The organism is Phenylobacterium sp. FG114 (genome assembly GCF_057809855.1).
This window is the reverse complement of the sequence record NZ_JBMDKU010000011.1, coordinates 122,396-148,539: the sequence shown is the minus strand read 5'-3', so window position 1 is coordinate 148,539 and position 26,144 is coordinate 122,396. Positions and strand designations below refer to the sequence as shown.

Below are 26,144 nucleotides of genomic sequence, written 5' to 3'. Positions count from 1 at the left end.
CGCCTACTTCGGCTGCGGGACGATGCGCAGGTAGGGGCGCGGCGCGTCCCAGCCATTAGGGTAGAGGGTCTTGGCCTCGTCGTCCGAGACCGAGCCGGCGATGATCACGTTCTCGCCGGGCTGCCAGTTCACCGGCGTCGCGACCCGATGCTTGGCGGTGAGCTGCATGGAATCCACCACCCGCAGGATCTCGTCGAAGTTCCGGCCTGTGGTCATCGGGTAGCTGATCATCAGCTTGATCTTCTTGTCCGGGCCGATGACGAACACCGTGCGGACCGTGTGGTTGTCGGCGGCGGTGCGACCGTCCGAGCCGCCGTCGGTGGCCGCCGGCAGCATGTTGTAGAGCTTGGACACGTTCAGGTCGGTGTCGCCGATCATCGGGAAGTTGGGCGCGGTCCCCTGGGTGGCGGCGATGTCCTCCGCCCACTTCGCGTGGTTGCCGACCGGGTCGACGGAAAGGCCGATGATCTTGACGTTGCGCTTGTCGAACTCGGGATTCAGGCGGGCCATGTAGCCCAGCTCGGTGGTGCAGACCGGCGTGAAGTCCTTGGGATGCGAGAAGATGATCGCCCAGGAGTCGCCGATCCAGTCGTGGAAGCGAATGGGCCCTTCGGTGGTCTCGGCTTCGAAGTCGGGCGCGACGGCGCCGATGCTCAGGCTCATTGGGATGCTCCGTAGACTGGTGCGCGCTGCCCCGTGGGCCGTCGCTGCGCGGACACTTAGGCGCATGCGTCGCGCGACAGAAGGGCCCTGCGGAAGCTAGGCGGCCTGGGCGACCTCGGCGTCGCGGCGGATGCGGGCGACCATGGAGGCCAGGCCGTTCGAGCGCTGCGTCGAAAGGGCGCCGGCGAGGCCCAGTTGCTCGAAGGCCGCCTTGGCGTCGAAGGCCAGGATCTCGGCGGGGGCGCGGCCCGAGTAGAGGCGCATCAGGATAGCGATCAGCCCGCGGACGATGTGGGCGTCGGAATCGCCGCGGAAGCGCAGCGTCCCGTCGGTCTGCGGCTCGGTGACCAGCCAGACCTGGCTGGCGCAGCCGCGCACCTTGTAGGGGTCGGTCCGCTCGGCGTCGGTGAGCGGATCGAGCTCCTTGCCCAGCTCGATCACATAGCGGTAGCGCTCCTCCCAGTCGCCCAGGAGCTCGAACTCGTCGGCGAGTTCGGCAAGCGCGGTTTCGATCGTCATGCCGGCCACTTAGGGACCCGGCGGAGTGCTGGCAACCGTGGATCAGGCCGCCGGCAGGCGCACCTCGGCGGTGAGGCCCGCGCCCGGCGCCGAAGATAGTCTCAGCCGCCCGCCCATGGCCGCGCAGGTCATGTCGGCGATCGGCAGGCCCAGGCCCGCGCCCTCGGTCTTGCGGGTCAGCGCATTTTCGCCCTGCTCGAAGGGCGCCATCAGCCGCTGGAGCTGCGCGGGGTCCACGCCGTCGCCCTCGTCTCGGATCAGGATGTCCACTTCCCCGGCCACGACCGCCGCGCTGACCCGTACGATCCCGCCCTCGGGCGAGAACACGACGGCGTTGTGCAGCAGGTGGGTCAAGACCGAGCGCAGGCCGCGGCCGTCGGCGGTGACGGCCGGCAGGGCGCCGCGGCCGACGATCTCGATGCGGACATCGCGCACTCCCAACTCGGGCGTCAGCGCCGCGAGGGCGTCATCCAGCGCCGGCTCCAGCGGCTCGACGTCGGCGTCGAAAGCCACCGTGTTGCCCTCCAGGCGGGCGATTTCCAGCACCTGATTCACAAGTTTCAGCAGCTTCTGGCCGCTGCCATGGATGATCCCGGCATATTCCTTGTACTGCGGAGCTCCCAAGGGGCCGTACAGTTCCGCTGTGAGAATTTCCGAGAACCCCAGGATGGAGTTCAGAGGCGTGCGAAGTTCATGGCTGACCATGCGCAGGAACGAACGCTTCCGCTCGTCCATTGCCGCCTCGTATCGGGCGTGGGCGCGCCGTTTCGCGCTGGGAGGGGCCTCTTGAGGCATGGAACGGCGATAGGCCTGGTCGAAGGGGACCTGCAAAGTCGCGCATGGCGCTTACGAAAGTCTTGCGTCCGACATAGCGCAGCTGTGCGCGCTCGCGCGAATCCCCTGCGGCAAGTAGGCTCAGCCCTCGAACCTGACGGGGGTTCCTAGACGAGCCATGGCCCGGGCCCGAGCTCCATCGACGAAGATGCGCCGCCGCAGCGATGCGGCGCCCGGGCTGCCATGGCATGCCGCCTGGGCGCTGGCGGTCGCCGTGACGATGGGCGGCCTGTCCGTGCAGGGGCTGCTGCCGGTCGGTCCCGAGATGATGGCGCTGGGCATGGGCGGCGTGGCCGCCATGCTGGGCGCGCTGCTGGCCAACTTCGGCAGGGTCGGTCGCGCGGCCAGTGTCCTGATCTGGGGCGCCGCGGGCGCCGGGGCCTGCCACCTGACCGGTGGAACCGCGGGCCCGCTGGCGGCCTGGTGCCTCGCCCCCGCCGCGGCGGCCGCGGCCTACCGCAACCGAGACACCCTGGCCCTGGGCGCCGCGGCGTCGCTGGCCGCTGCCGCCGTTTCGGCCATGGACGCCATGCTGCTTCCACTGCCCACGGCCGCGCCGGCCGTCGCGCCCTGGCTGGGTCTCCTGTCCCTCAGCACCGTCACCCTGGGCTTCGCCGTCGGTTTGATCGGTGTCCAGGGCGCCGGGGTGCGAGACGCCCGCCGCCGCGACCGCGCCGAACAGGTGCTGGCCCTGCTGGATGGCCAGCCGCTGCTGCTGTCGCTGGTCGAACGCAGCGGGCGGGTGCTGAACGCCGCCGGCGCCACGATGGCCGGCCAGGCGGCCTCCCAGCTCGAAGGCCGTAGCCTGGGCCATCTCGTCGCCGACGACGATCTGCCCCTGCTGGCGGCAGCCTTGCACGCCGCCGCCCGCGACGGCCGGGCCAGCGTCTACGTCATTCCGGCCAACGACGCCGAGGGCGCGCTGGAGATTTCACTGCGCGCCGCCGGCCCCGACCGCTTTGTGGCCGCCGTGCGCGACGCCCGCGATCAGGCCATCCGCGAACGCCGCCTGGAGGCCGAACGCGTCGCCGCCGAGCAGCAGAACGCCGGCAAGTCACGCTTCCTGGCCAACATGAGCCACGAGCTCCGCACGCCGCTCAACGCGATCATGGGCTTCTCCGACATCATGCGGCAGCGCCTGTTCGGCCCCCTGGGCGACCGCTACGCCGAGTACGCCGAGCTGATCCACGAGAGCGGCACGCACCTGCTCGAACTGATCAACGACGTGCTCGACATGTCCAAGATCGAGGCCGAGAAGTTCGAGCTCAGCCTCGAGACCTTCGACGCCCGCGACGCCGTGGCCGCCGTCCTGCGCCTGATGCGCGGCCAAGCTGACCGCGCCGGGGTCAACCTGCGCGGCGTCCTGCCCATCGGCCCGCTCTACGCCGACGCCGACAAGCGGGCGGTCAAGCAGATCGCGCTCAACCTGATCTCCAACGCGCTCAAGTTCACGCCCCGCGGCGGCTCGGTGACCGTTACCGTCCAGGGCGCCGGCGACATGCTGGAGCTGGTGGTGGCCGACACCGGCGTCGGCATCGCCCCCGACGACCTGCATCGCCTGGGCCGGCCCTACGAACAGGCCGGCGACGCCGAGCAGCGGGCGGCGGGCTCCGGCCTGGGCCTCTCCCTGGTCCGCGCCTTCGCCCGCCTGCACGGCGGCGACATGACGGTGGAGAGCGCGGTGGGCGAGGGCACCACCGTCACCATCCGGATGCCGGTGCTGGCGCAGGAAGCCGCGGAACCCGTCCGCCTGCGCAAGGCGAACTAGGCGCGCCCAGCGCCGTTAGCGCGACGCCAGCTGCAGGAAGGCGCGGCCAGCGGCGAAGTCGCCGACCTCCACATAGGCCGTACGCACGCGTTCGCCGGCGAACAGGAATTCCACCGCCACCGCTTCGCGCGGGTCCAGGTCGGCCAGGGCCTGGGCGGCGGCGGCCGGGAAGCGGAACGCCCAGCCTTCGTCCGAACCCTTGGGCAGCAGCAGGTCGTCGGCCTGATCGCGCGCCTCGGCCATGAAGGCGCGGGTCGCGCCGCGCGGGGGCAGCTTGCGGCTGAGGGGCTGGCCCTTTGCGCGGCCGTCCAGGTACGGGCCCATCGTGCGGTTGTCGTCGCGCAGCACCAGGCGCGCCGCGTAAGGCGCCTGGCCGTCGGCGAAGTCCGCCACGGCCACCAGGGCGTTGGCCCCCTCGCGGCCCGCTAGGCCGAACGTCATCCGGCCGCCGCTGAACGCCGTGTCCTGCGCCAGTCGCCAACGGGCGTTGCGGCCGCTGCCGCGATCGGCGCGCCAGTCCGCGACGTCGCCGGGATAGGTCATCCGGGTGACACGGGCATAGCCGGAATAGGCCTGCTGGACGCGCTGCGCCTCGGCCAGCACCTGCGGGCTGCGGCAGTTCAGCCGCGCGGCATAGGCGCGAGCGGCGGACTCGCGTGCGGTCAGCATCTTGGGGTCGGCGCCGGCGCGCAGGGCCGCGCCCCGTGCCTGGGCCGCGCCGGCGGCCAGCGCGGCGGACACTTCGGGCGTGAAGAGGCCGCAGCGGCTGTCGGCCGCGGTCATCGCCGAGCGCTCGAAGAACAGGTCCGACGGCTGCGCGAGCGCAGCGCACGGCAGGGCGGCGAGCGCGCCTGCCACCAACCCCATCCACCGAGACGCCGGCCTCGCGCTTCTGCGCGTGCTCGTCATGCGTCCACCATCTGGCGCGGCCTTGGTTCGGCCGTCTGAACGCTCCGGCTTAGTCCCCCGTGGTTGAGGCGAGGTGGAAGGACAGGGTTAACGATTTCGTCCGCGCCGAAGACGCGCTAACTCCGCTGCATGCTGCTTTCCACCGACATCTGGGTCGGCGCCCTCATCCGCCGCGTCGAGATCGGCGGCGGCTTCGCCGTCGTGGCGCGCAAGGGCGATCCCCGGGCCGGCGCCGTGCTGGTCAAGGTGCTGAACCGCTCCACCGGCGAGGCGCGACTGCTGTCCGAGGCGACGCGTGGCGACGGCGAGCGCGTCTGGATGGAGCCGGCCGCCTCGCGCGAGGAACCGGACCTCGACCGCTACATCGAACGCGCCGTCCGCATCGACCCCGACGTCTGGGTGGTCGAGATCGAGGATCGCGAGGGCCGCCACTTCCTGGTGGAGCCCGTGGAACGGAGCTGAAGCTGCGGCTTTCCGCCCGCATGCTCTCCGACCTGCCGATCCCGCTCGATCTCGCGACGATGGAGGCCAAGCTCGTCGACGAGATCCCAAAGGAGGCGGGCTGGCGGTTCGAGCCCAAGTGGGATGGCTTCCGCTGCCTGGCCTATCGCTCGGGCGACGAGGTCCTGCTCAAGGCCAAGTCTGGCAAGCCGCTGAACCGGTTTTTCCCCGACATGGTCGAGGTGATGCGGAACCTGCCGGTCGACCGGTTCGTCGTCGACGGCGAGCTGACCATCGCCGTGGAGGGAGAGCCCTCGTTCGAGGCGTTGCAGATGCGATTGCATCCCGCCGAGAGCCGCGTCCGCAAGCTGGCGGCCGAACAGCCGGCGACGTTCATGCTGTTCGACTGCCTGATGGACGCGCAGGACGGCGCCCTGATCGGCGCGCCGCTCCGTGATCGCCGCAAGGCGCTGGAGGCGCTCTTCAAGCGCTTCGGCGGCGCGCCGCAGCTGAAGCTCTCGCCGGGGACGACGAAGCGGGCCGAGGCCTGCGCCTGGCTGGAGCAACTGGGCTCGTCCCTGGATGGCGTGGTCGCCAAGCGTCTGGACGGCCCCTACGTCCCCGGCGAAAGGGCCATGCTGAAGATCAAGAAGATCCGCACCGCCGACTGCGTGGTGGGCGGGTTCCGCTATGCCGAGGGGACGAAGGAAGCCGGCTCGCTCCTGCTCGGCCTCTACGACGACGCCGGGCTGCTGCACCACGTGGGCTTCACGTCGACCATCAAGCACGCCGAGCGGCCGGCGCTCACGAAGAAGCTGCTGGCCGTGAAGGGCGAAGGCTTCACCGGCGACGCGCCCGGCGGCCCCAGTCGATGGAGCGCCGAGCGCACGGGCGCCTGGGTCCCGCTCGCCCCCGAGCTGGTGGTGGAGGTGCGCTACGACCAGGTGACCGGCGGCCGCTTTCGGCACGGGACGCGACTGGTCCGCTGGCGGCCCGACAAATCTCCGCGCCAATGCACCTTCGAACAGATCCGCCGCGGCTGAGCGCGCGCAAGCTCTGCTGCATGACGGCTTTTGTGCGGCGTGGCCAAGCCGCAGGAATGCCCCACGAATCTCCGACCCCTATCGATCGGGGGCGCGCAGAAGCGAGACGCCCCGATCCCATTGAACGGACGGAGGCGCCATGGACGGCGCGGCGGATACGCTGCCTTGGGTCCGCATTCGGGGCCGCAGCTTCATGGCCATGGTGCTCGCGCCAGAGGCCCCCTTCGGCGACTGGTTCGCCGCCCTGGACCGCCAGCTCGATGGCGCGCCCGGCTTCTTCGCCGATCGCCCGGTGGTGGCCGACCTCTCGGGCGTGATCGACGCCCTGGGCGGCGATGGCCTGTCGATCGCGATGGATGGCCTGGCGGCTCGTGGCATGCGGATCGTGGGTGTGGAGGGCGCGACGCCGTCCCAACTGGCCGGCACGCGCTGGGCCGAGCTGCCCACCAACCTCCACGGCCGCGACAGCAGCCTGGAGGCCCGGCCCGGACGTACGCCGGCCCAGGCGACGCCGGCCTCGATGCTGATCGACCGCCCGGTCCGCTCGGGCCAGTCGGTCGTCTTCGAGGACGGCGACATCACCATCGTGGGGTCGGTCGCCTCCGGGGCGGAGGTGATCGCCGGCGGCTCGATCCACGTCTACGGCCCGCTGCGGGGCCGCGCCATCGCCGGCCTGAAGACGGTGGGCTCGCGCATCTTCTGCACCCGGCTGGAGGCCGAGATGGTCGGCGTCGACCAGCTCTACCGCACGGCCGAGAACTGGGGCCCCGACCTGCACGGCCGCGCCGTGCAGGTGCGCTGCGACCGCGGCGCGCTGCGCCTCACGGCCCTCGACTGAAAGTCTCGCCGCACGGCGGGGGAAGGAACGGTGAGTACAATGTCCAACGTCGTCGTGGTCACGTCCGGCAAGGGCGGGGTGGGCAAGACCACCTCGTCGGCCTCCCTTGGCGCCTCCCTGGCCCGCGCGGGGCAGAAGGTGGTGGTGGTCGATTTCGACGTCGGCCTGCGCAACCTGGATCTGGTGATGGGCGCCGAGCGGCGCGTGGTCTTCGACCTGGTCAACGTGGTCCAGGGCGACGCCAAGCTTCCGCAGGCCCTGATCCGCGACAAACGGCTGGAAAGCCTGTCGCTGCTGCCCGCATCCCAGACCCGCGACAAGGATGCGCTGACCGAGACCGGCGTCGGCAAGGTCATCGACGAGCTGCGCGAGAGCTTCGACTGGATCATCTGCGACAGCCCGGCCGGCATCGAGAAGGGCGCCACCATGGCCATGCGCTTCGCCGACACGGCGGTGGTGGTGACCAATCCCGAAGTCTCGTCCGTCCGCGACTCGGATCGGATCATCGGCATGCTGGATTCCAAGACCCGCCGGGCCGAGGCCGGCGACCGGATCGACAAGCAGCTCCTGCTCACCCGCTTCGACGCCGGGCGGGCGTCGCGCGGCGAGATGATGACGGTCGACGACGTGCTGGAGATCCTGGCGATCCCCCTGCTGGGCATCGTGCAGGAGAGCCCCGACGTGCTCACGGCCTCCAATGTCGGCTGCCCGGTCACGCTGCACAATCCGGCCTCGCCCGCCGCGAAGGCCTACGACGACGCGGCCCGCCGCCTGATGGGCGAGACGATCCCCTTGCGCACGCCGCGCCAGGAGAAGCCGGGCCTCATGGCGCGCCTGTTCGGCAAGAGGGCGGCGGCATGAGCATTTTGAACTTCTTCACCCGAGGCCGGACTTCGGCGCCCGTGGCCCGGGAGCGGCTCCAGGTCCTGCTGGCGCACGAGCGCGCGCTCACGGGCGGCGCGGATCTGGCCGCCGTTCTCAAGCAGGAGATCCTCGAGGTGATAGCCCGCCACATCCCGATCGACCGCGACCGGGTGATGGTGAAGCTGGACCGCGGCGAGCAGGTCTCGACGCTGGAGATCGACATCGAAATGCCGGATGCGGCTTTGGCGCCCCCGGCGCCGAAGGCCGCGGCCCCGAAGGCCCCGGCGCGGCGCCGGCGCAGCGCTTAGGCGCCCGGCTCCGCCGCCGGGATACGCGGATCAGGCCGCGTCGCCGTGGTCGCGGTGGTCTGCGCGGTCGGGGGGCCGGCGGTCGGTGTCCCAGGCGTTGAGCAGGCGCTGGAAGAAGGCCGTGCGCTCGCCGGTCTGTTCGTCGAAGAAGCCCTCCGTCGCGAAGTCGAGGGCCTCGCTCAACCGGGTGTGAGTCGCGGAGTAGATGATCGAGCGGCCGTCGCGGCGTCCCACGATCAGGCCGACGTTCGAGAGGACGCTGAGGTGGGTCGAGGTGGTGTTCTGCAGGTGGCCGGCCCTGCGGGCGATCTCACCCGCCGGCAGCCCCTCGGGCCCCGCGCTGGCCAGCAGCCGAAAGATCGTCAGCCGCCCCTCGTGACCGAGGGCCGCGAGGACCTTGGCGGTCGTAACCCCATCCATGTTTGCCCTCGCCTCCCTGAGCGGCAGGACGGTAACGCGTAAGAACGGAGTTCGTCCAGAAAGAGCGGGTTCCGGCGTAGACGCCCGCCGCCTATACGATCCGCGGCTCCCACCCCTTGGGGGCTTGCGCGACCCGGGCGTAGTGGGATTCGAACGCCCGGATGCCCAGCGCCTCGCGGGCCTGATCCACACGCAGGCGCCAGAGCGGCTCCCAGGACACCTGGATCATGGGCCGGGTCTCGCGACCATGCGCCCAGCCCCTGAACAGACAGTCGAGGACGACTTCCAGGTTGTCGGGGCGCATCACCGCCAGGCTGGTCAGGGTGACCGCGCTGGCCAGGGCGGAGTAGTGGTGTCCGACCTGCGCCATCAGGAAGCCGCCCAGCGCCACACGATCGAGGGCGCGCGGCGTGTAGCCCGCCACCAGGCTCCACAGCGACATCGACTGGATCACATGGACGTTGATGTAGTTCAGCGGCGTCGGCATGTGCCGCAGGTAGGGCAGGGCGCTGGTCCAGTAGGGATCCGAGGCTGGATTTCCGGGGCTCATGATCTCCTGGCTGAGGGCATAGGCCAGCGACGCCGGCGGAAACTGCGCCAGCCATTCGAAGTCGTGCGACTGCGAGAGCTCCCCCGCTGCCGCCTCCGCGACGCCGGGAAACTTCATGGCGGCGGCGGCCATCCTGGCGTTGATTCCGGGATTCAACTCCCCCGCCAGTTCCATCATGCGTTCGCCATAGCGCTGGCGGCCGGGCCCGGTGGGCGGGCCGGCGATGCTCCACAGCGTCCTCATCCAGCCCGCCGATATCGGAAGGGGATCGGCGCCGGGCGGCTGCGGCGGTGGCGCATTGCGGCCCAACCAGCCGGCGGCCGCGCTGTCGTAGACGTCCGCCATGCGCTCCGGCGCGGCGGCGGCCACATGCGCCGCCATGGCCGCCATCGCGCGTAAGCGCTGATCGCTCGGGTCACGACGCAGGTCGCGCGCCAATGCGCCGGCGTCCTCGAGACCGACCTGAGCGATCTTCTCGAAGGCGTCTCTCCCCGCCTTGATCAGTTGCGCCTCCAATCCCGGTCGGCTCGCGCCGACGTCCCACCTGCGGCCTTGCCGCCCCGTCGCGGACACTACGACATTTCGGCGCGAGAGGAATTGTCCAGCTGTGCGTCGAATTTGCGCGGTCGCCCGCCGTCCCTTTGAGGGCGGCAGACCCTTCGGCCCTTTCGCCCACCGGGCGCCGCCGCCGTGTTTGCTTCCGCCGCGGGCCCCCACATGATAGGCGCCGCGCCATGAGCACCTCTCCCGCCGCCGAGGCCGCGCGCCGGCGCACCTTCGCCATCATCTCCCACCCCGACGCCGGCAAGACGACCCTGACGGAAAACCTGCTGCTGGCCGGCGGCGCCATCCGGGCGGCCGGCGCCGTGCGCGCCCGCGGCGAGAACCGCCGCACACGGTCGGACTGGATGAAGATCGAGCGCGAGCGCGGGATCAGCGTCTCGGCCTCGGTCATGACGTTCGACCACGACGGCCTGATGTTCAACCTGCTGGACACCCCGGGCCACGAGGACTTCTCGGAAGACACCTACCGCACGCTCACCGCCGCCGACGCCGCGGTGATGGTGCTGGACGCGGCCAAGGGCATCGAACCGCAGACGCTGAAGCTGTTTGAGGTCTGCCGCATGCGCGACATCCCGATCGTCACCTTCATCAACAAGATGGACCGCGAGGCGCAGGACCCGTTCGAGTTGCTGGACGAGGTCTCGTCCAAGCTGGCGCTGGATCCGTCGCCGCTCTACTGGCCGGCCGGCTCGGGCGGCCGCTTCAAGGGCATGCTCGACCTGCGCCGCCAACAGTTCCTGCCGTTCGCCAGCAAGCGCGGCGGCGCCACCGACGAGGACGACGGCCATCCACGACCGGTCGCGTTCAAGGGCAACGCCATCGTCAGCTACCTCGACCCCGACGAACAGGAGGAGCTGGGCGAGAACGCCGAGCTCGCCATGGGCGGGCTGAAGCCCTTCGACCCCCAGGCCTTCCTCGAGGGCCACATGACGCCCGTCTTCTTCGGCTCGGCGCTGCGCCACTTCGGTGTCGACCAACTGCTGGAGGGCCTCGGCGCCTACGCTCCGCCGCCAAAGGCGGTGGCGGCGAAGAAGGGCGGCGAGGATATCCACGTCGCTCCCGGCGACCGCGAGGTGACGGGCTTCGTCTTCAAGGTCCAGGCGAACATGGATCCGAACCACCGCGACCGGATCGCCTTCCTCAAGCTGTGCTCGGGGCGGTTCAGCCGGGGCATGAAGCTGAAGGTGCAGAACACCGGCAAGCAGCTCAGCGTGAACGCGCCGATGATGTTCTTCGCCTCGGATCGCGAGTTGGCCGAGGACGCCTATGCCGGCGACGTGATCGGCATCCCGAACCACGGGGTGCTGCGGGTGGGCGACAGCCTGTCCGAAAGCGGGACCCTGCGCTTCGCCGGCCTGCCCAACTTCGCCCCTGAAATCCTTCAGCGCGTGCGCGTGAAGGACCCGCTGAAGGCCAAGCACCTGAAGAAGGCCCTGGAGAGCCTCGCGGAGGAGGGGGTCACTCAGCTCTTCCGGCCCTCGATCGGCGCGGACTTCATCGTGGGAGCCGTGGGGCAGCTTCAGTTTGAGGTGATGGCTGACCGCCTGAGGGAGGAATACCAGCTCGACGTGATCTTCGAGCCCAGCCCCTACGGCGAGGCCCGCTGGATCCTGGGCGAGAAGGCCGATCTGGAGGACTTCATGGGCAAGCACCGCTCGGCCATGGGAACCGACATCGACGACCAGCCGGTGTTCCTGGCCAAGAGCGCGTGGGATGTCGGCTACGCCGTCGACCGCTATCCCAAGGTCCGTTTCGAACGCTCGCGGGAGCGGGCGTAGGGCCGTGGCCGGGGCGATCCTGTACGGCGCGCCCGCGCCCGGACTCGTCGACATTCCCGCCGGCGCCGTCCAGGTATCGCCGCTGACCCCGGGTTCCCCGGACCTGGCGGCCATGGCCGACGCCAGCGCCGAGCGCGCGGTGATCCTCGCGCCGGGCGGGGCTGTCGAGCGCGATTACGTGCTCGCCCAGGCGCTGCGGGTGCTGAAGCCCGCCGCGCCGCTGCTGGCCTTCGCGCCGAAAGACAAGGGCGGCTCGCGCCTGAGGAAGACGCTGGAGGCCTTCGGCTGCAAGGTCGCCGAGGACGCACGCAAGCATCACCGGTTCTGCCACGTGGCCCGGCCCGCCCTGCTGGACGGCGTCACCCAGGCCATCGCCGCGGGCGCGCCGCGGCTGTCGCCGACCCTCGGCGCCTGGACCCAACCGGGCGTGTTCAGCTGGGACCGCCTGGACGCGGGCAGCGCGAAGCTGATCGAGATGATGCCGGCGCTCTCCGGCCGCGGCGCCGACCTGGGCTGCGGCATCGGCCTGCTGGCGCAGCGGGTGCTGGCCTCGCCCGCGGTGACCGAGCTCACCTGCGTCGATATCGACCGCCGCGCCGTCGACTGCGCCCGGCATAACCTCGACGACCCTCGCACCAGGGTGGTCTGGGGCGACGTGCGCCGGCTGGAGAACCTGTCGGATCTGGACTTCGTCGTCATGAACCCCCCCTTCCATGACGGCGGGACCGAGGATCGCGACCTGGGCGTAGCTTTCGTCGCCACGGCGGCAAGGCTGCTGCGCAAGGGCGGGGTCTGTTGGCTGGTGGCCAACCGGCACCTGCCCTACGAGGCGACATTGACCGGAGCTTTTGCGAGCTTCGACGTCCGTCACGACGGCGGCGGCTACAAGGTGATCGAGGCGCGCAGGTGAACGCCAAGGCCCCGATGGCGCGGCTCGACCGCCTGCTCGCCAACCTGGGCTACGGCTCGCGGCGAGAGGTCGGCGCCCTGGTCGCCAAGGGCCAGGTCGTCCTGGACGGCGTGGCGCTGAAGGATACCGGAGCCAAGATCCCGGTCGTGGCCGAGCTGCCGCAGCGCCTGACCATCGCCGGCAAGCCGGTCGATCCCCCCGCGCCGCTGACGCTGCTGATGCACAAGCCGCTGGGCGTGGTCTGCTCCCATCGCGAAGCGGGGCGCAGCGTCTACGAGTTGCTGCCGCAGCGCTGGCGGGCGCGGATGCCGGCGCTCTCCACCATCGGCCGCCTGGACAAGGAGACCTCGGGCCTCCTGCTCATCACCGACGATGGCCCGTTCCTGCACCGGGTGATCTCGCCGAAGAGCCACGTCGCCAAGCGCTATATCGCCACCCTCGACCGCCCGCTGAAGGGCGACGAGGGCGAGATCTTCGCCGCGGGCGCCCTCATGCTGGAGGGCGAGACCGACCCACTGGCGCCCGCGGTGCTCGAGCCGGTGTCGGCGACCGAGGCGCGCCTGACCATCACCGAGGGTCGTTACCACCAGGTGCGCCGGATGTTCGCCGCCGTGGGCAACCATGTCGTCGCGCTGCACCGCGATCGCATCGGCGGCCTCACCCTCCCGGATGATCTGGCGCCCGGCGAATGGCGCATCCTCGGCGCCGACGAACAGGCTGCGATCTTCAGCTAGGGCTGCCAAGCCTACTCCTATCGACGAGCTTGGCTATTGATTGCCCACAGCTCGGATTCAGATCGGTTCGCGACCATGTCGGGAACCCGCCTTAGCGGTTCTACTGTCGGTGGTTCGGCGTTCCGAGGGTGCGGGCGGCCCGACAGTTGTCTCGCACCTCCGATCCCATAGCAGCACCCCGCCCCCCGGGCTGCGGCGAAGGATCGTGCGGACGATTTGAACCTCCCCGAGCCGTCTCCCCGCGGGCGTCATCCCGCCGGACCGGGTACAGCCGTCGCCGATCTGGATACCGGCGCCGGTGCAGCTCTATGTCCGGGAGGCGGCTCTGGGGACCCTTTCTCGTGACAACCCGAGCCGGGGCCGCTACAAGGCCCGCGATGACCTCCGCCGCTTACACCTACTTTTGGTATTTTAGCGAACCGACGCCCCTGGCGCCGGCGGAGGATCGTTTGGCCTGAGCTGAGCTCGCCGAACAACCCTTCCAAGCCGCCAGGGGACTGGCGGCTTTTTTCATGGCCGCTCCCCTCCCACACCCGGAGACGACCATGCCCAAGCCCACCGCCGACACCCGTATCCAGCGCCTCGACCCGCTCAGTCCGCCCGTCCAGGTGATCGGCGAGTCGCCGTCCACCTCGATGATCGCCGAGGTGGTGGGCGACAGCCGCGCGGCCATCCACGACATCCTGACCGGCGCGGACGATCGCCTCATCGTGGTGATCGGGCCGTGCTCGATCCACGATCCGTCCGCGGCCATGGACTATGCCCGCCGCCTCGCAGCCGAACGCGAGCGCCACGCCGGCGAGCTCGAGATCCTGATGCGCGTCTACTTCGAGAAGCCGCGCACCACGGTGGGCTGGAAAGGGCTGATCAACGATCCCGGCCTGGACGGCAGCTTCCGGATCAACGAGGGCCTGCGCCTGGCGCGCCGCCTGCTGGTCGACATTAACGCCCTGGGCCTGCCGGCCGCCTGCGAGTTCCTCGACGTCACCACGCCGCAGTATATCGCCGACCTGGTCGCCTGGGGCGCCATCGGCGCGCGCACCACCGAAAGCCAGATCCACCGCGAGCTGGCCTCGGGCCTCTCGTGCGCCGTGGGCTTCAAGAACGGTACGAACGGCGACGTGAAGATCGCGGTCGACGCGGTGCTGGCCGCCTCGCAGCCCCATCGCTTCCTGGCCGTGGCCCAGGATGGCCGCGCGGCCATCGCCGCTACCGCCGGCAACGAGGACGCCCATGTGGTGCTGCGCGGCGGCAAGGCGCCGAACTACGACGCCGCCAGCATCGCCGCCGCAGCCGCCGAGTTGGCCCGCGCAGGCCTCCCAGAGCGCCTGATGATCGACGCCAGCCATGCCAACAGCGCCAAGAACCATGAGAACCAGCCCAAGGTCGTCGCCGACCTCGCCGCCCAGATGGCTGCTGGCGAAAGCCGCATCGTCGGCGTGATGGTCGAGAGCCACCTCGTGGCGGGCCGTCAGGATCTGGTGGCGGGCCGGCCGCTGACCTACGGCCAGTCGATCACCGACGCCTGCATCGACTGGGAGACCTCGGTCGGGGTGCTGGATGCGCTTTCCCGCGCCGTCCGCGCACGCCGGGATTCGTGCCGGCCCAAGGCTCCCGCGGCGGAGGCCGTCAGTTGAGCCGCGAGAAAATACATAAATTTGATGTGCGTCTTCTCTAGGGGAGCAAGGTTCTGTTAACCATACAGGAGAAGTTAATGACTTGTTAAAGCCCGCGGCTCCGGCTTTGCTGTGTTCTGGCAGTACCTCTTAGGGGCGTTCCAACCTGGGACGCCGGTGCGTCGGAGCGGGTCGATGTTCGAGTTGGGTCGGGAACTCAAGCGCTTCTTCGCCGCCGATCGCGCGAAGGCGCCGGCGGATGGTTTGACGGGCGGCGACTCCTCGCTGCTCGAACTGCTGGATTCCCAACTGCTTGCGCAGGAAGCCAAGGCGGCCGATGTCGCCGCCGGACGGATCAGCGCCAAGGACAAGCCGCGGCGTCGCCTGGAAGCTGCGATCGTCTGGCGCGAGGTCGCCCGCCGCACGGCCGACGCCGTCGCCCTGCGCAAGGCCGCGGCCGGGGCCGAGACCGCCGCCGCCGGCTTCGAAGCCGCCCACCGTCGCGACGGCTGGGCCCGCGCCCGGTGCGAACAGGCTTTCTGCGCGCTGCTGGGCGCCGAGATCTTTGGCGACCCTGGCCTGAACGCCGCCGCCGAGGTCGCCTTCCAGGACGCCCGCAGCCATGTGAAGGGCGGCCTGGCCGCGCCGCTGGCCGACGTCGGCCTGCTGGCCATCGAGGGCCGCCGCCTGCTGGATACGGCCGACGCCACGGAGGCTCGCGCCTTCGCCGCTCGCTTCAACCTGCCCATCAACGCCCTGGACGCCATCGCCAAGCGCGTCACCGCCGCCCGTGCGCTGGCCGCCGAGGCCCGTCTGATCCGCGCGGACCTGCTCTGCGGCTGGGGCGCCCGCCTGAAGGACGGCGACCTGCTGGACCTCGCGGCTAAGGACGCCATGGCCGCGGGCGAACGTCTGGATTCGGCCTATGAGCCGCTCACCTGGGCCCGGGCCAAGATCGCCCACGGCCAGGCCCTGGCCCTGCGCGGCGAGGCGGTCGGTGACGTCGACGCCCTGGCCGCTGGCGCAGGCGCGCTCGCGCTGGCGCTGGACAGCCTGACCCGCGAACACAGCCCGATGGATTGGGCCCGCACCCAGGTCGCCCTGGCCCAGGCGCTGCAGGCGCTGGGCGAGGCGTCCAGCGACCCGCGCGCCTTCGAGCACGCCGTCTCGTGCTACGACCGTTCGCTGCTGGTGCTGAAGGATACGCCGACCCTGCCGCTCCGCGGCGTGGCCGCCGGTTCGCGCGCCGTCTGCCTGGCCCGCGCGGCGGAGCTCACCGGCGACGCCGCGGTGCTGGACGCCGCTGAGGCGGCCATGAAGATCGAGCTCGCCGCCCTCTCGCCCCGGCGCGACCCGGTGGGCTGGGCGCTGGCGCAACTCCACCTGGCACGCCTCTACGAGGCGCGCCTGGGCATGACCGGCAAGGACCGCGGCGAGCGCGCCGGCGCCCTCATCGCGCTGGACGCCGCCCTGGACGTCTTCGCCGAGCACGGCATGCGCTCGCTGAGCGTCGTGGCCAATGAAGCCATCGACCGGCTGCACGACCTGCACGAGCGGAACCTGCGGTAACCGTTCGTCGCAACGTTACGGCGAGCCGCTTCACAGGTTTGAAATTGCAGAGCATCCTCCTGCGCCAGGAGGATCCGCCATGTCCTGTAAGCTCGCATCCGCCCTCTCCGTGGTCGCGGTCTGCGCGGCCGCGCCGGCCGCCGCCCAGGCCATCTGGGTGTCCGCGCCCACCGCCGCCGAGATGGCCGCGCTCTATCCAGCCAAGGCCAGGGCCGAAGGGATCGGTGGCGGTGTCGAGCTGATGTGCACCGCGGCGCGCAGCGGCGCCATGACCGCCTGCGACGTGCTCGGGGAGAGCCCGCGGGGCTACGGCTTCGGGGCGGCGGCGCGCAAGCTGGCGCAGGGCTCCATGGTGGCGGCTGGCGTGTCCAAGGACCAGGAGATCCGCATCCCGATCACCTTCTCCCCCGACCTCGCCAAGGGCGCGATCTCCACCGTGAAGACGCCGCAGTGGACCGCGCTGCCCAGCGTCGGCGACATGCAGGCGGCGGTGCCGAAGACCGAAGGCGGGCCCAACGACGTCCGCGTCACCCTGGTGTGCGAAGTCCAGGCTGGCGGTTCGCTGAGCGGCTGCGCGGTGGATCGCGAAGAACCGGCGGGGCAGGGCTTCGGCGCGGCGATCCTGGCGCTGGCGCCCAAGTTCCAGGTCGGCCTGATGAGCGCCGAGGGCATGCCGACGGTGGGCTCGAAGGTCCGGGTGCCCGTGCGCTTCGACCTGAAGCCGGTTCAGCAGGCGGCGAAGTAGCTAGCGCGCATCCAGCCAAGCTGGGCGCCGGTTTGGCACCCGGGACAGCCTCTAGCGCCCGCGCCACCACTTGAGGCCGACGCGCTCCAGGGCCTCCAGCAACGCATGCAGCGCCACGCCCATGGCGCCCAGCACCACGAGCGCGGCGATCATCCGCGCCGTCTGCAGCTTGTTGCCGGCGTCCAGCATCTGCCACGCCAGCCCCTGGACCTTGCCGGAACCGGCTCCGAACTCGGCCACCACGGCGCCGATCAGGGCCAGGCCGGCGCCCACCTTGTGGCCTTCGAGCAGGAACGGCACGGCGGACGGGAGGCGCAGGCGCAGCACCCGCTGCCACCGGCCTGCGCCGTAGAGCGTGAACAGGCGCTCCAGATCGGGGTCGGCCGAGCGCAGGCCGGCGGCGGCGCCCGAGAAGATCGGGAAGAAAGCCACCAGCACCGCCAGGGCCACCAGGGCGCGGCCCGGATGGTCGATGCCGGCCCAGATCAGCAGCAACGGCGCGATCGCCACCACGGGGGTCACCTGCACCACCGAGGCGAGCGGGCGTATGGCCCTGTCCAGCAGGGGGCTGAGCGCCGTCAGCACCGCCAGCGCCTGCGCGACGATGCTCGCGATGATCAGGGCGATCACGGCGGTGGAGAGCGTGTGGCCGGCCGCCTTCACGAGGGTCGGGAAATGATCCTTCAGCGCGACGGCGACCGCCGAGGGCGCCGGCAGGAAGTAGGCCGGCACCTGCATCGCCCGGCAGGCGATCTCCCAGCCGGCCAACAGCGCCGCGACGAGGATCAGGGGCGCGAGGCGGCTCATGCGGCGACGCCCTGGGCGAGCGCGTCCGAGACGGCCTCAGCCGTGGCGCGAAAGCCCGGTTCTGTGCGGAAATGCGCGGGCCGCGGCATCGGCCCGGCGACCGCGACTTCGGCGGCGATCCGGCCCGGCCCCCGGGTCAGCACGACGACGCGCGAGGCCATGTAGACTGCCTCCTCGACGTTGTGGGTCACGAAGACGATGGCCGGCTTCGAGGCGGCCCAGAGGTTCAGCACGTCGTCGGCCAGGGTGCGGCGGGTGATCTCGTCCAGGGCGGCGAACGGCTCGTCCAGCAGCAGCAGTTTGGGCTCGGTCACCAGGGCGCGGGCGAGGGAGACCCGCATGGCCATACCGCCGGAAAGCTGAACCGGCCGCTTGTTCTCGGCGCCCGCAAGACCGACGCGCGACAAGGCCTCGTCGGCGCGCCGATGCGCCTCGGCCTGGGGCGTCCCGGACAACTCCAGCGGCAGGGCGACGTTCGCCCGCGCCGAAAGCCAGGGCGCGAGGGTCGGCGCCTGGAACACCACCGCGGTCTCGCCGCGGCCGGCGGCGCGGGTGACGGTCCCGCGGGTCGGCGCCTCGAGCCCGGCCAGCAGCCGCAGCGCGGTGGACTTGCCGCAGCCCGACGGCCCCACCAGGGCGACCGTCTCGCCGGCGGCGATATCCAGGGCGAGGGGCCCCAGCGCGCGGCCGGGGCCGTACTCGACCTCGACGTCCTTCAGCGCCGCGAGGCTCACTTCGGAACGAACTGCAGGGTGTAGGCGCGCTTGTAGTCGAGCGTCTTCGGGTAGACCCCCTGGCCCGAAGCCACGTCGAAAAAGGCCTTCCAGCGTTCATCCGACATCGAGCCGATCTGTTCGCCCTTGTCGCCGCTGACGATGCCGTACTGGCGCATCTTTTCGCGGGCCTGATCCAGGACGTCCTGGGTCATCTCGGGGTTGTCCTTGCGGATCAGCGCGTCGGCCGCCTTCGGGTCGCCCGTGAGATAGTCGGTCCAGCCCTTGGCCGAGGCCTCGACGAAGGCCTTCACCGCGGCGGGGTTCTTGGCGATGAGACTATCCGGAGCCAGCACCATCGTGGCGTAGCCGGGGTAGCCCTCGTCGGCCAGCAGGAAGACCTTCGGCTTCAGGCCGGCCTGCTTTTCGATCGTGTAGGGCTCGGAGGTGACATAGCCCTGCTGCGCGGCCCGCTTGTCGGCAAGGAATGGCGCGGCGTTGAAGGTGTACTTGCGGACCTGGTCGTCGGTGAACCCGTACTTCGCCTTCAGCCAGACCCAGAAGGCGCTGACCGAGGCGTCCGAGAGCAGGATCGGGTGACCCTTCAGGTCGGCGATCTTCTCGATGCCCACCCCGGGGTGGGCCATGAGCACCTGCGGGTCCTTCTGCATGAAGGCGGCCACCGCCCTCACCGGCGCCTTCTCCTGCGCCAGGTTCATGACGATGAAGCTGTTGGATCCCATGCCCATCTCGACCGCGCCCGAGGCCAGCAGCTGAGGCACGTTCACGCCGGGACCGCCCTGCACGATCTCGACCTTGAGACCGCGCTTGGCGTACTCGCCCGAGGCCAGCGCCTGGTAGAAGCCGCCCTGTTCGGCCTGGGCCTTCCAGTCGGTCGCGAAACGGATGGTGACCGGCGCGTCGGCCGACGGCTTGGCGTCCTCCTTTTTCCCTGGCGAGCAGGCGGCCAGCAAGGCGGCCGCGGCGATGACCAGGGTACGCAAGGCTTTCATGAAGACCCCTCGACTGAAGCGCCGGGAAGGTAGGGCTATCCTTGCTTCCGGCGCAACGCGGCCGTTGGGGCAAGCTTCAGATAGCAAGAGGGCGACGCTCCGGTCGCCCGGCTCCCTTCGGGAGCCGAACTCCAGATAGCAAGAGGGCGACGCTCCGGTCGCCCGGATCCCTTCGGGAGCCGAACTCCAGATAGCAAGAGGGCGACGCTCCGGTCGCCCGGGGCGTCGCCCTCTCATACAGATCCGTTGGGGGATCTGCGCCTTCCAGGCCAGTCTCCAGTTCCGTCCCGGGTCGCCCCGTTTCTTCCCTGGCTTCCGGTGAAGGACCTTCCGGTTCGATCCCGGGTCGCCCCGGTTTCTCGCCTTGGATCAGTCACTCCGCTCGCTTGGTTCTGGGTCCGCCGTTGCCGGTTTCTCCGTCGCCCGCGCCGCAGTTCCTGTCGGCAAGAGGACGGTGCGCCTGAAGCTTTTATGACGCAAGCGGGCGCATCGGCGGGGAAGCTTCGCCATTGTCAGGAAGCTGTTTCGAACCTGTTGATAGATGCGTATGGCGAGTAAGATTCTGCCACGAAATCAACGGGCCTGCGCCATCCACAGGAAAGCGTTAACGCAACCCTCAGCGGCCGGATTCGAGGGCTTCGCGGCGCTCTTCCAGCGCCAGCCACTCCTCTTCCGCCGCGGCCAGCTGCGAGCGCGCCGCATCCAGCGCGCGGCTGTAGCGGTCGAAGCCGGCCGGGTCGCGGGAATAGAGGGTCGGATCGGCCATCGCCGTCTCAAGGACGGCCATCTTGCCGGGCATGTCGGCGATGAGGGTCTCCAGTTCGGCGAGCCGCCGCTGGTCCTTGTACGAGAGCTTGGATGCGGCCTTGGGGGGCGCGGCCGCCGCCGGCTTCGGTGAGGTCTTGATCGGCTCGATCTTGGGCGGCGCGCCGAAGAAGCCGGGGTTCTGGCTCACGAAGTCCTGCCAGCCGCCTGGCGTCTCTACCGCGCGCCCCGTGCCGTCGAGCCCGATGGTCGACGTGGCGAGGCGGTCGATGAAGTCCCGGTCGTGGCTCACCAGGATCAGCGTGCCGTCGTAGTCGGCCAGCAGATCCTCGAGCAGGTCCAGCGTGTCCATGTCGAGGTCGTTGGTGGGTTCGTCGAGCACCATGACGTTGGCCGGGTTCGCCAGCGCCCGGGCGAGCAGCAGCCGGTTGCGTTCGCCGCCCGACAGGCTCTTCACCGGCTGGCGGAGCTGGCTGTCCTTGAACAGGAAATCCTTGGCGTAGGCGTTCACGTGCTTGGGCATGCCGCGGACCAGCACCTGGTCGCCACCCAGGGGGGTCAGCACCTCCTTCAGGGTCATCTCGGGCGAGAGCGCCGCACGGGCCTGGTCGATGTAGGTGACGGTCAGGTTCGTGCCGAGCTTCACCGAGCCGGCGTCGGGCTCCAGCTCGCCCAGCAGGATCTTCACCAGCGTGGTCTTACCCGCGCCGTTGGGCCCCACGATCGCGACGCGGTCGCCGCGCAGAATGCGGGTGGAGAACGGCTTCAGGATCGTCCGCTCGCCAAACGCCTTGGTGACGCCCTTGGCCTCGACCACGCGCTTACCGGACACGCCCGAGGATTCGAGGCCCATGTTCAGCGTGCCGCGCATCTCCTTCATGCGGTCGGACATGTCCTGGCGCATGGCGATCAGCCGGCGGCGGCGGCCCTCGTTGCGGGCGCGGCGGGCGGTGACGCCGCGGGCCATCCAGTGCTGCTCGCGCTGGATGGCGCGGTCGAGCCGGCGGGCCTCCTCGGCTTCCTGCGCCTCGATCTTCTCGACCCACTCGTCGAACGCGCCGAAGCCGGCGTCCAGTCGGCGCACCTGGCGATATTCCAGCCAGAAGCAGCGCTGCGTGACGCGCTCCAGGAAGGCGCGGTCGTGGCTGACGATCAGGGCCGCCGCGCGGCTCGCGGCGATCTCGGCCTCCAGCACCTCGATGGCCAGGATGTCCAGGTGGTTGGTGGGCTCGTCCAGCAGGATCACGTCGGGGTCTTCCGCGAACGCCTTGGCCAGCGCCACACGCCGGGTCTCGCCCCCCGACAGGCCCTGCGCGGTCTTCTGCGGATCGATACCGAAAGCCTCGAGCGCCGCCTCGGCCTGGTGCGCCGGCGCGCCGCCCGAGGTGGCGTGGTCGAGCACCGTGGCGCCCATGATCTCGGGCTCCTGGGGCACATAGGCGATGGTCGTGCCGGGGTTGACCGTCCGTTCCCCGGCGTCGGCTTCGATCTGCCCTGCCAGGATGCGCAGCAGCGTCGACTTGCCCGCGCCGTTGCGGCCCACGAGGCAGGCGCGGGTGCGCGCCTCGATGGCGAGGTCGACGCCGTCGAACAGCATCACCGGCCCGTCGGCCAGACGGACCTCCTTCAAGGCGAGGATCGGAGCTCTCATGGAGGCGCTCCACATAGAGGTTGCGGGCCGCGACGCAAGTTCGCGCTTCTGTCGAGCCCGCGACGGCACTACATCCGCGGCATGACGGGCGAACCCTTCTGGCGCCGCAAGACCCTCGAGCAGATGACCGTCGCGGAGTGGGAAAGCCTCTGCGATGGCTGCGGGCTTTGCTGCCTGGTGCGTTTCGAGGACGAGGTGACGGGTGAGGTGATCCCCACGCGGGTTCACTGCAAGCTGTTCGACGCCGACGCCTGCCGCTGTTCGAACTATGCCCAGCGCCACAAGTACGTGCCCGACTGCATCAAGCTCACGCCGCACAACATCGAGGCGCTGGAGTGGATGCCGAAGAGCTGCGCCTACCGCCGCCTGCACGAGGGCCGCGACCTGGCCGACTGGCACCCCCTGATCTCGGGCGACCCCGAGAGCGTGCACCGTGAGGGCATCTCGGTGCGCGGCCAGACCGTCAGCGAGGCGGTGCTGGCCGATCCCGAGGACGCCCTGGACTTCGCGGCCTGGGACCTGGTGATCGAGCGCGGCGACGACTAACTGTGGCGAAATTGCCACACTCGACCTTGCGTGACGGAACCGTCGGCCCAATCTAGTACTCACACTTTGGGCATGGACATCTGAGGATTCTGACGAGCTTGGCGCGCGACCCCTATCAGGAGCTGGGCGTTTCCCGGACGGCGTCGGCGGACGAGATCCGCAAGGCGTTCCGCAAGCTCGCCAAGGCCAATCACCCCGACACCAACCCGGGCAACGCCGCGGCGGAGGAGCGCTTCAAGAAGGTGAGCGCCGCGTTCGACATCGTGGGTGACGCCGAGAAGCGCAAGAAATTCGACGCCGGCCTGATCGACGCGGACGGGCGCGAGACCGCCCCCGGCTACGGCGGTGGGCCCTGGGGCCCCGGGCCCGGTCCGGGCGGCTTCGGCCAACGCGACGGTCGGGGCGGCTTCCGAACCGAGACCTTCGAGGGCGCGGATCTGGGCGACATCCTGGGCGAGATGTTCGGCGGCGGCCGCGCGGGCGGACGCGGCGGCGCGGGGGGCGGCTTCGGCGGCTTTTCGCAACGCGGGGCCGACGTGCGCGCCAAGCTGGAGATCGACCTGGTCGACGCCATCCGCGGCGGCAAGCAGCGGATCGCGTTCTCGGACGGCCGCACCATCGACGTGACGATCCCCAAGGGCGCCCAGACCGGCCAGACCCTGCGGCTCAAAGGCCAGGGTTCGCCCGGCCGCTCGGGAGCGGGCGACGCCTTCATCGAGCTGGCCGTCAGGCCGCACCCGATTTACCGCCGCGAGGACGACGCCCTGGTTATGGACCTTCCGGTCTCGCTCTACGACGCGGTGCTGGGCGGCAAGGTCGAGGCGCCCACTCCGGACGGGCCGGTGAACGTCTCGGTGCCCAAGGGCGCCAACACCGGCACGCGCCTTCGCCTCAAGGGCCGGGGCCTCTCGGACGCCCGCGGCCAGCGGGGCGACCTTTTCGCGCGCCTCGAAGTCGTGCTTCCGGAAAACCCGGATCCCGCGCTTGAAGCCTTCGCCGAAGAGCAGAAGGCCAAGCGCCCCTATTCGCCGAAGCGGCGCGCTTAAGCTAAGGAACCCTGATGCCGGCGTTCAGGCCGGGTTCAGTCGCCTGAGCTTAGGACGGATTGCATGAAACGCCTCTTCGCCCTTGCGGTCCTGCTCGCGGCCACGACGACCCCGGTCGTCGCGGAGGCGCACGAGCGCGGCATGATGGTGCTGACCGGCGGCGGACAGGAGCGCGCCGGGCGCCAGGTGCCGCTGTCGCGCGTTCTGAGCATGCTTGCCCAACGTTATCCCGGCCGCCACCTGAACAGCACCATGGGCGACGCGGGCGGGCGCCCGGCCTATTACGTCCAGTGGCAGATGGAGAACGGCCGCGTGGTGGTCTTCATCGTGGACGCGGAGTCGGGTCAGGTCATCGGCCGCCAGGGCGGCTGAGCTGTTTGAATTCAGAAGGAAGAAGGGACGCCCCACGTGCGCATCCTGCTTGTTGAAGACGATCCGGACCTCTCGCGTCAGCTGAAGCTGGCGCTGGGCGACGCCGGCTATGCCGTCGACCACGCCCCGGACGGCGAAGAAGCCCAGTTCCTGGGCGAGACCGAGCCCTACGACGCCATCATTCTCGACCTGGGGCTGCCCAAGGTGGACGGGGTGTCGGTCCTGGAGCGCTGGCGGCGCGAGAACATGGCCACGCCGGTCCTGATCCTCACCGCCCGCGGCGCTTGGAGTGAAAAGGTGGCGGGCTTCGACGCCGGCGCCGACGACTATCTGACCAAGCCGTTCCATACCGAGGAGCTGCTCGCGCGCCTGCGCGCCCTGCTGCGTCGCTCGGCCGGCCATGCCACGCCGAACCTCTCGTGCGGCGGCCTGCGCTTGGATCCCCGCGCCGCCCGCGCCAGCGTCAACGGCGAGCCGCTCCGGCTGACCTCGCTGGAGTACCGCCTGCTGCACTACATGATGATGCACCAGGGCCGGGTGATCAGCCGAACCGAGCTGGTCGAGCACCTCTATGACCAGGACTTCGACCGCGACTCCAACACCATCGAGGTCTTCATCGGCCGCGTGCGCAAGAAGATCGGCTCCGATCGCATCGAGACCGTGCGCGGCCTCGGCTATCGCCTGACCTGCCCGCCGGACGAGGTCGACGCGGAATCCGCGAACGCATGAAGCTGCCGGGGGGCCTGACGCGTCCCTCGTTGGCCCGGCGGCTGGCTCTGCTGGCCGTCGGATGGAGCTTTGCGGCCCTGGTGATCGCCGCCGTCGTGCTGGCGTTGCTGTTCCAGCAGGCGGCGCTGCGCCGCTTCGACGCCGGGCTGTCGGACCTGGTCGACAACCTGATCTCGGGCTCGACCATCGAGGCGGGCGAGGTGGTGGCGCCGGCGCTCACCGACCAGCGGGCGCTGAGGGCCTATTCCGGACGCTACTGGGACATCGCCGAGCCGTTGCCCACCGGCGGCGTTCGCAGCCTGGTGCCCTCGCGCTCGCTCTGGGATTCGTCGCTGCAGATCCCCACCGACCTGCCCGACCGCCTGCGCGCCAATCCGCGCAAGCCCATCGCCTTCAACGCACCGGGCGTCCAGGCGGGGGAACGGCTGAGGGTGGTGGCCCGCTGGACCAGCCTGCCGGGCCGTGACGCGCCGCTGGTGTTCCTGGCCGCGGAAGACCGCCGACCGATCGACCGCGACGTCCGCAACTTCTTTACGACGACCGCCATCGCGTTCGCCCTGCTGGGCCTCGGCCTGATCGTGGCCGTGATCGTGCAGGTGCGCGTGGGCCTGCAGCCTCTGTTCCGCCTCGGCGCCGAGGTGTCCGAGGTCCGTCGGGGCAAGGCCGAGCGCCTGCAGGGCGCCTATCCCTCGGAGCTGTTGCCGCTGACCGACGAACTGAACGCCCTGGTGGCCCACAACCAGGAGACCGTCGAGCGCCAGCGAACCCACGTCGGCAATCTGGCCCACGCCCTGAAGACCCCGATCTCGGTGATGATCACCGAGGCCAGCCAGCGCCCCGGCCCGCTGGCCGAAGTGGTCACCCGCCAGGCCGAGGTGATGCGCCAGCAGGTCGACCACCACCTGCGCCGCGCGCGCGCGGCCGCCCGCAGCCAGGGGCAGGGCGAGCGGACTTCGGTGGCCGAGGTGCTGGACGAACTGTCGCGCACGCTGGAGCGCATCTTCCGCGCCAAGGGCGTCGCGATCGACTGGGACGCGCCGGACGACCTCTGGTTCGCGGGGGAGCGCCAGGACTTCATGGAGATCGCCGGCAACGCCATGGAGAACGCCGGCAAGTTCGGGAACCGCAAGGTTCGCGTCCGGGCCTCCGCCGTCGGGCCCGAGCGTCTGCGCCTGACCGTGGAGGACGACGGCCCGGGCCTTCCTCACGACCGCCGTGACGAGGTGATCCGGCGCGGCGCGCGCCTCGACGAGAACGCGCCCGGCTCGGGCCTTGGCCTGTCCATCGTCGACGAGTTGGCCCGGGCTTACCGCGGGTCGCTGAGCCTTGGGGATTCGGCCCTTGGCGGCCTTCTTGTTGCGGTCGAACTGCCCCGCGCGGAGTCCTAAAAACCCTAAGCTTCGTAAAGCTTTAACCCGCGCGGAGGCAT

At 70.4% G+C, this 26,144-nt stretch carries 27 protein-coding genes; 17 read left to right on the top strand and 10 right to left on the bottom strand.

The window, feature by feature from the left end; all coding sequences use genetic code 11:
* Window positions 1-3: 3 nt before the first annotated feature.
* The 3 genes from ACODSY_RS18585 to ACODSY_RS18575 form a co-directional block, all read right to left on the bottom strand.
* Window positions 4-663, bottom strand: coding sequence for a peroxiredoxin (locus ACODSY_RS18585; protein ID WP_488953346.1), 660 nt, complete (start codon window positions 661-663; stop codon window positions 4-6).
* A gap of 96 nt (window positions 664-759) precedes the next feature.
* Window positions 760-1,182, bottom strand: a complete 423-nt coding sequence (locus ACODSY_RS18580) for a SufE family protein (protein ID WP_488953345.1) — start codon at window positions 1,180-1,182, stop codon at window positions 760-762.
* A gap of 42 nt (window positions 1,183-1,224) precedes the next feature.
* Window positions 1,225-1,917: a sensor histidine kinase gene (locus ACODSY_RS18575; protein ID WP_488953344.1), complete on the bottom strand. Its 693-nt coding sequence runs from the start codon at window positions 1,915-1,917 to the stop codon at window positions 1,225-1,227.
* A gap of 247 nt (window positions 1,918-2,164) precedes the next feature.
* Here ACODSY_RS18575 and ACODSY_RS18570 point away from each other — a divergent pair, with 247 nt between their 5' ends.
* Window positions 2,165-3,784: a sensor histidine kinase gene (locus ACODSY_RS18570; RefSeq protein WP_488953343.1), complete on the top strand. Its 1,620-nt coding sequence runs from the start codon at window positions 2,165-2,167 to the stop codon at window positions 3,782-3,784.
* Between the two features lie 15 nt (window positions 3,785-3,799).
* Here ACODSY_RS18570 and ACODSY_RS18565 read toward each other — a convergent pair whose 3' ends face one another.
* Window positions 3,800-4,651 carry a hypothetical protein gene (locus ACODSY_RS18565; RefSeq protein ID WP_488953342.1) on the bottom strand — a complete coding sequence of 284 codons (852 nt, stop codon included), beginning with the start codon at window positions 4,649-4,651 and terminating at the stop codon, window positions 3,800-3,802.
* A gap of 171 nt (window positions 4,652-4,822) precedes the next feature.
* On the opposite strand from ACODSY_RS18565, the gene ACODSY_RS18560 reads away from it, so the two are divergent.
* The 5 genes from ACODSY_RS18560 (at window position 4,823) to minE (ending at window position 8,187) form a co-directional block, all read left to right on the top strand.
* Entirely contained in the window at window positions 4,823-5,155 is a 333-nt protein-coding gene (locus ACODSY_RS18560) for a DUF1491 family protein (RefSeq protein WP_488953341.1), read from the top strand.
* A 20-nt stretch (window positions 5,156-5,175) separates the two neighbouring features.
* A complete protein-coding gene (locus ACODSY_RS18555) occupies window positions 5,176-6,177 on the top strand; it encodes an ATP-dependent DNA ligase (protein ID WP_488953339.1) in 1,002 nt (333 codons plus the stop codon).
* Between the two features lie 139 nt (window positions 6,178-6,316).
* Entirely contained in the window at window positions 6,317-7,015 is a 699-nt protein-coding gene (minC, locus tag ACODSY_RS18550) for a septum site-determining protein MinC (protein WP_488953338.1), read from the top strand.
* A gap of 39 nt (window positions 7,016-7,054) precedes the next feature.
* A complete protein-coding gene (gene minD / locus ACODSY_RS18545) occupies window positions 7,055-7,876 on the top strand; it encodes a septum site-determining protein MinD (RefSeq protein WP_488953337.1) in 822 nt (273 codons plus the stop codon).
* Window positions 7,873-8,187 (top strand): cell division topological specificity factor MinE, encoded by a 315-nt coding sequence (minE, locus tag ACODSY_RS18540; protein ID WP_488953336.1) that lies wholly within the window; start codon window positions 7,873-7,875, stop codon window positions 8,185-8,187. Before minD ends, minE begins: the two co-directional genes overlap by 4 nt.
* Before the next feature lie 30 nt (window positions 8,188-8,217).
* On the opposite strand, the gene ACODSY_RS18535 is transcribed toward minE, so the two are convergent.
* A complete protein-coding gene (locus ACODSY_RS18535; protein ID WP_488953334.1) occupies window positions 8,218-8,607 on the bottom strand; it encodes an ArsR/SmtB family transcription factor in 390 nt (129 codons plus the stop codon).
* Between the two features lie 91 nt (window positions 8,608-8,698).
* Complete coding sequence (locus ACODSY_RS18530) at window positions 8,699-9,673, bottom strand: hypothetical protein (protein ID WP_488953333.1); 975 nt, start codon at window positions 9,671-9,673, stop codon at window positions 8,699-8,701.
* 218 nt (window positions 9,674-9,891) lie between these two features.
* On the opposite strand from ACODSY_RS18530, the gene ACODSY_RS18525 reads away from it, so the two are divergent.
* From ACODSY_RS18525 to ACODSY_RS18500, 6 genes are all read left to right on the top strand, one after another.
* Window positions 9,892-11,499: a peptide chain release factor 3 gene (locus tag ACODSY_RS18525; protein WP_488953331.1), complete on the top strand. Its 1,608-nt coding sequence runs from the start codon at window positions 9,892-9,894 to the stop codon at window positions 11,497-11,499.
* A gap of 4 nt (window positions 11,500-11,503) precedes the next feature.
* Window positions 11,504-12,409: a class I SAM-dependent methyltransferase gene (locus ACODSY_RS18520; protein ID WP_488953330.1), complete on the top strand. Its 906-nt coding sequence runs from the start codon at window positions 11,504-11,506 to the stop codon at window positions 12,407-12,409.
* A gap of 14 nt (window positions 12,410-12,423) precedes the next feature.
* Window positions 12,424-13,143 (top strand): pseudouridine synthase, encoded by a 720-nt coding sequence (locus ACODSY_RS18515; protein ID WP_488953411.1) that lies wholly within the window; start codon window positions 12,424-12,426, stop codon window positions 13,141-13,143.
* Window positions 13,144-13,655: 512 nt separating this feature from the next.
* Window positions 13,656-14,780 carry a 3-deoxy-7-phosphoheptulonate synthase gene (locus ACODSY_RS18510; RefSeq protein ID WP_488953328.1) on the top strand — a complete coding sequence of 375 codons (1,125 nt, stop codon included), beginning with the start codon at window positions 13,656-13,658 and terminating at the stop codon, window positions 14,778-14,780.
* A 174-nt stretch (window positions 14,781-14,954) separates the two neighbouring features.
* Complete coding sequence (locus ACODSY_RS18505) at window positions 14,955-16,328, top strand: hypothetical protein (RefSeq protein WP_488953326.1); 1,374 nt, start codon at window positions 14,955-14,957, stop codon at window positions 16,326-16,328.
* Between the two features lie 79 nt (window positions 16,329-16,407).
* The gene (locus tag ACODSY_RS18500; RefSeq protein ID WP_488953325.1) at window positions 16,408-17,073 is read left to right on the top strand and encodes a TonB family protein; all 666 of its coding nucleotides are present in this window, start codon (window positions 16,408-16,410) and stop codon (window positions 17,071-17,073) included.
* Window positions 17,074-17,124: 51 nt separating this feature from the next.
* Here the strand turns inward: ACODSY_RS18500 and ACODSY_RS18495 are convergent, their stop codons facing one another.
* The 4 genes from ACODSY_RS18495 to ACODSY_RS18480 all read right to left on the bottom strand — a co-directional run bounded on the left by ACODSY_RS18495 (window position 17,125) and on the right by ACODSY_RS18480 (window position 22,037).
* Window positions 17,125-17,880 carry an ABC transporter permease gene (locus tag ACODSY_RS18495; protein ID WP_488953324.1) on the bottom strand — a complete coding sequence of 252 codons (756 nt, stop codon included), beginning with the start codon at window positions 17,878-17,880 and terminating at the stop codon, window positions 17,125-17,127.
* The gene (locus ACODSY_RS18490) at window positions 17,877-18,614 is read right to left on the bottom strand and encodes an ABC transporter ATP-binding protein (RefSeq protein ID WP_488953323.1); all 738 of its coding nucleotides are present in this window, start codon (window positions 18,612-18,614) and stop codon (window positions 17,877-17,879) included. Before ACODSY_RS18490 ends, ACODSY_RS18495 begins: the two co-directional genes overlap by 4 nt.
* The gene (locus ACODSY_RS18485) at window positions 18,611-19,606 is read right to left on the bottom strand and encodes an ABC transporter substrate-binding protein (RefSeq protein ID WP_488953322.1); all 996 of its coding nucleotides are present in this window, start codon (window positions 19,604-19,606) and stop codon (window positions 18,611-18,613) included. The genes ACODSY_RS18490 and ACODSY_RS18485 overlap by 4 nt, the downstream gene beginning before the upstream one ends.
* Window positions 19,607-20,222: 616 nt before the next feature.
* Window positions 20,223-22,037 (bottom strand): ABC-F family ATP-binding cassette domain-containing protein, encoded by a 1,815-nt coding sequence (locus ACODSY_RS18480; RefSeq protein ID WP_488953321.1) that lies wholly within the window; start codon window positions 22,035-22,037, stop codon window positions 20,223-20,225.
* A gap of 66 nt (window positions 22,038-22,103) precedes the next feature.
* Between ACODSY_RS18480 and ACODSY_RS18475 the strand changes: the two genes are divergently transcribed.
* From ACODSY_RS18475 to ACODSY_RS18455, 5 genes are all read left to right on the top strand, one after another.
* A complete protein-coding gene (locus tag ACODSY_RS18475) occupies window positions 22,104-22,568 on the top strand; it encodes a YcgN family cysteine cluster protein (RefSeq protein ID WP_488953320.1) in 465 nt (154 codons plus the stop codon).
* Between the two features lie 98 nt (window positions 22,569-22,666).
* Window positions 22,667-23,614 (top strand): DnaJ C-terminal domain-containing protein, encoded by a 948-nt coding sequence (locus ACODSY_RS18470; RefSeq protein WP_488953319.1) that lies wholly within the window; start codon window positions 22,667-22,669, stop codon window positions 23,612-23,614.
* Between the two features lie 63 nt (window positions 23,615-23,677).
* Window positions 23,678-23,986: a PepSY domain-containing protein gene (locus ACODSY_RS18465; protein WP_488953318.1), complete on the top strand. Its 309-nt coding sequence runs from the start codon at window positions 23,678-23,680 to the stop codon at window positions 23,984-23,986.
* Window positions 23,987-24,022: 36 nt separating this feature from the next.
* Window positions 24,023-24,715 (top strand): response regulator transcription factor, encoded by a 693-nt coding sequence (locus ACODSY_RS18460; RefSeq protein WP_488953317.1) that lies wholly within the window; start codon window positions 24,023-24,025, stop codon window positions 24,713-24,715.
* Window positions 24,712-26,103 carry an ATP-binding protein gene (locus ACODSY_RS18455; RefSeq protein WP_488953316.1) on the top strand — a complete coding sequence of 464 codons (1,392 nt, stop codon included), beginning with the start codon at window positions 24,712-24,714 and terminating at the stop codon, window positions 26,101-26,103. The genes ACODSY_RS18460 and ACODSY_RS18455 overlap by 4 nt, the downstream gene beginning before the upstream one ends.
* Window positions 26,104-26,144 lie beyond the last annotated feature (41 nt).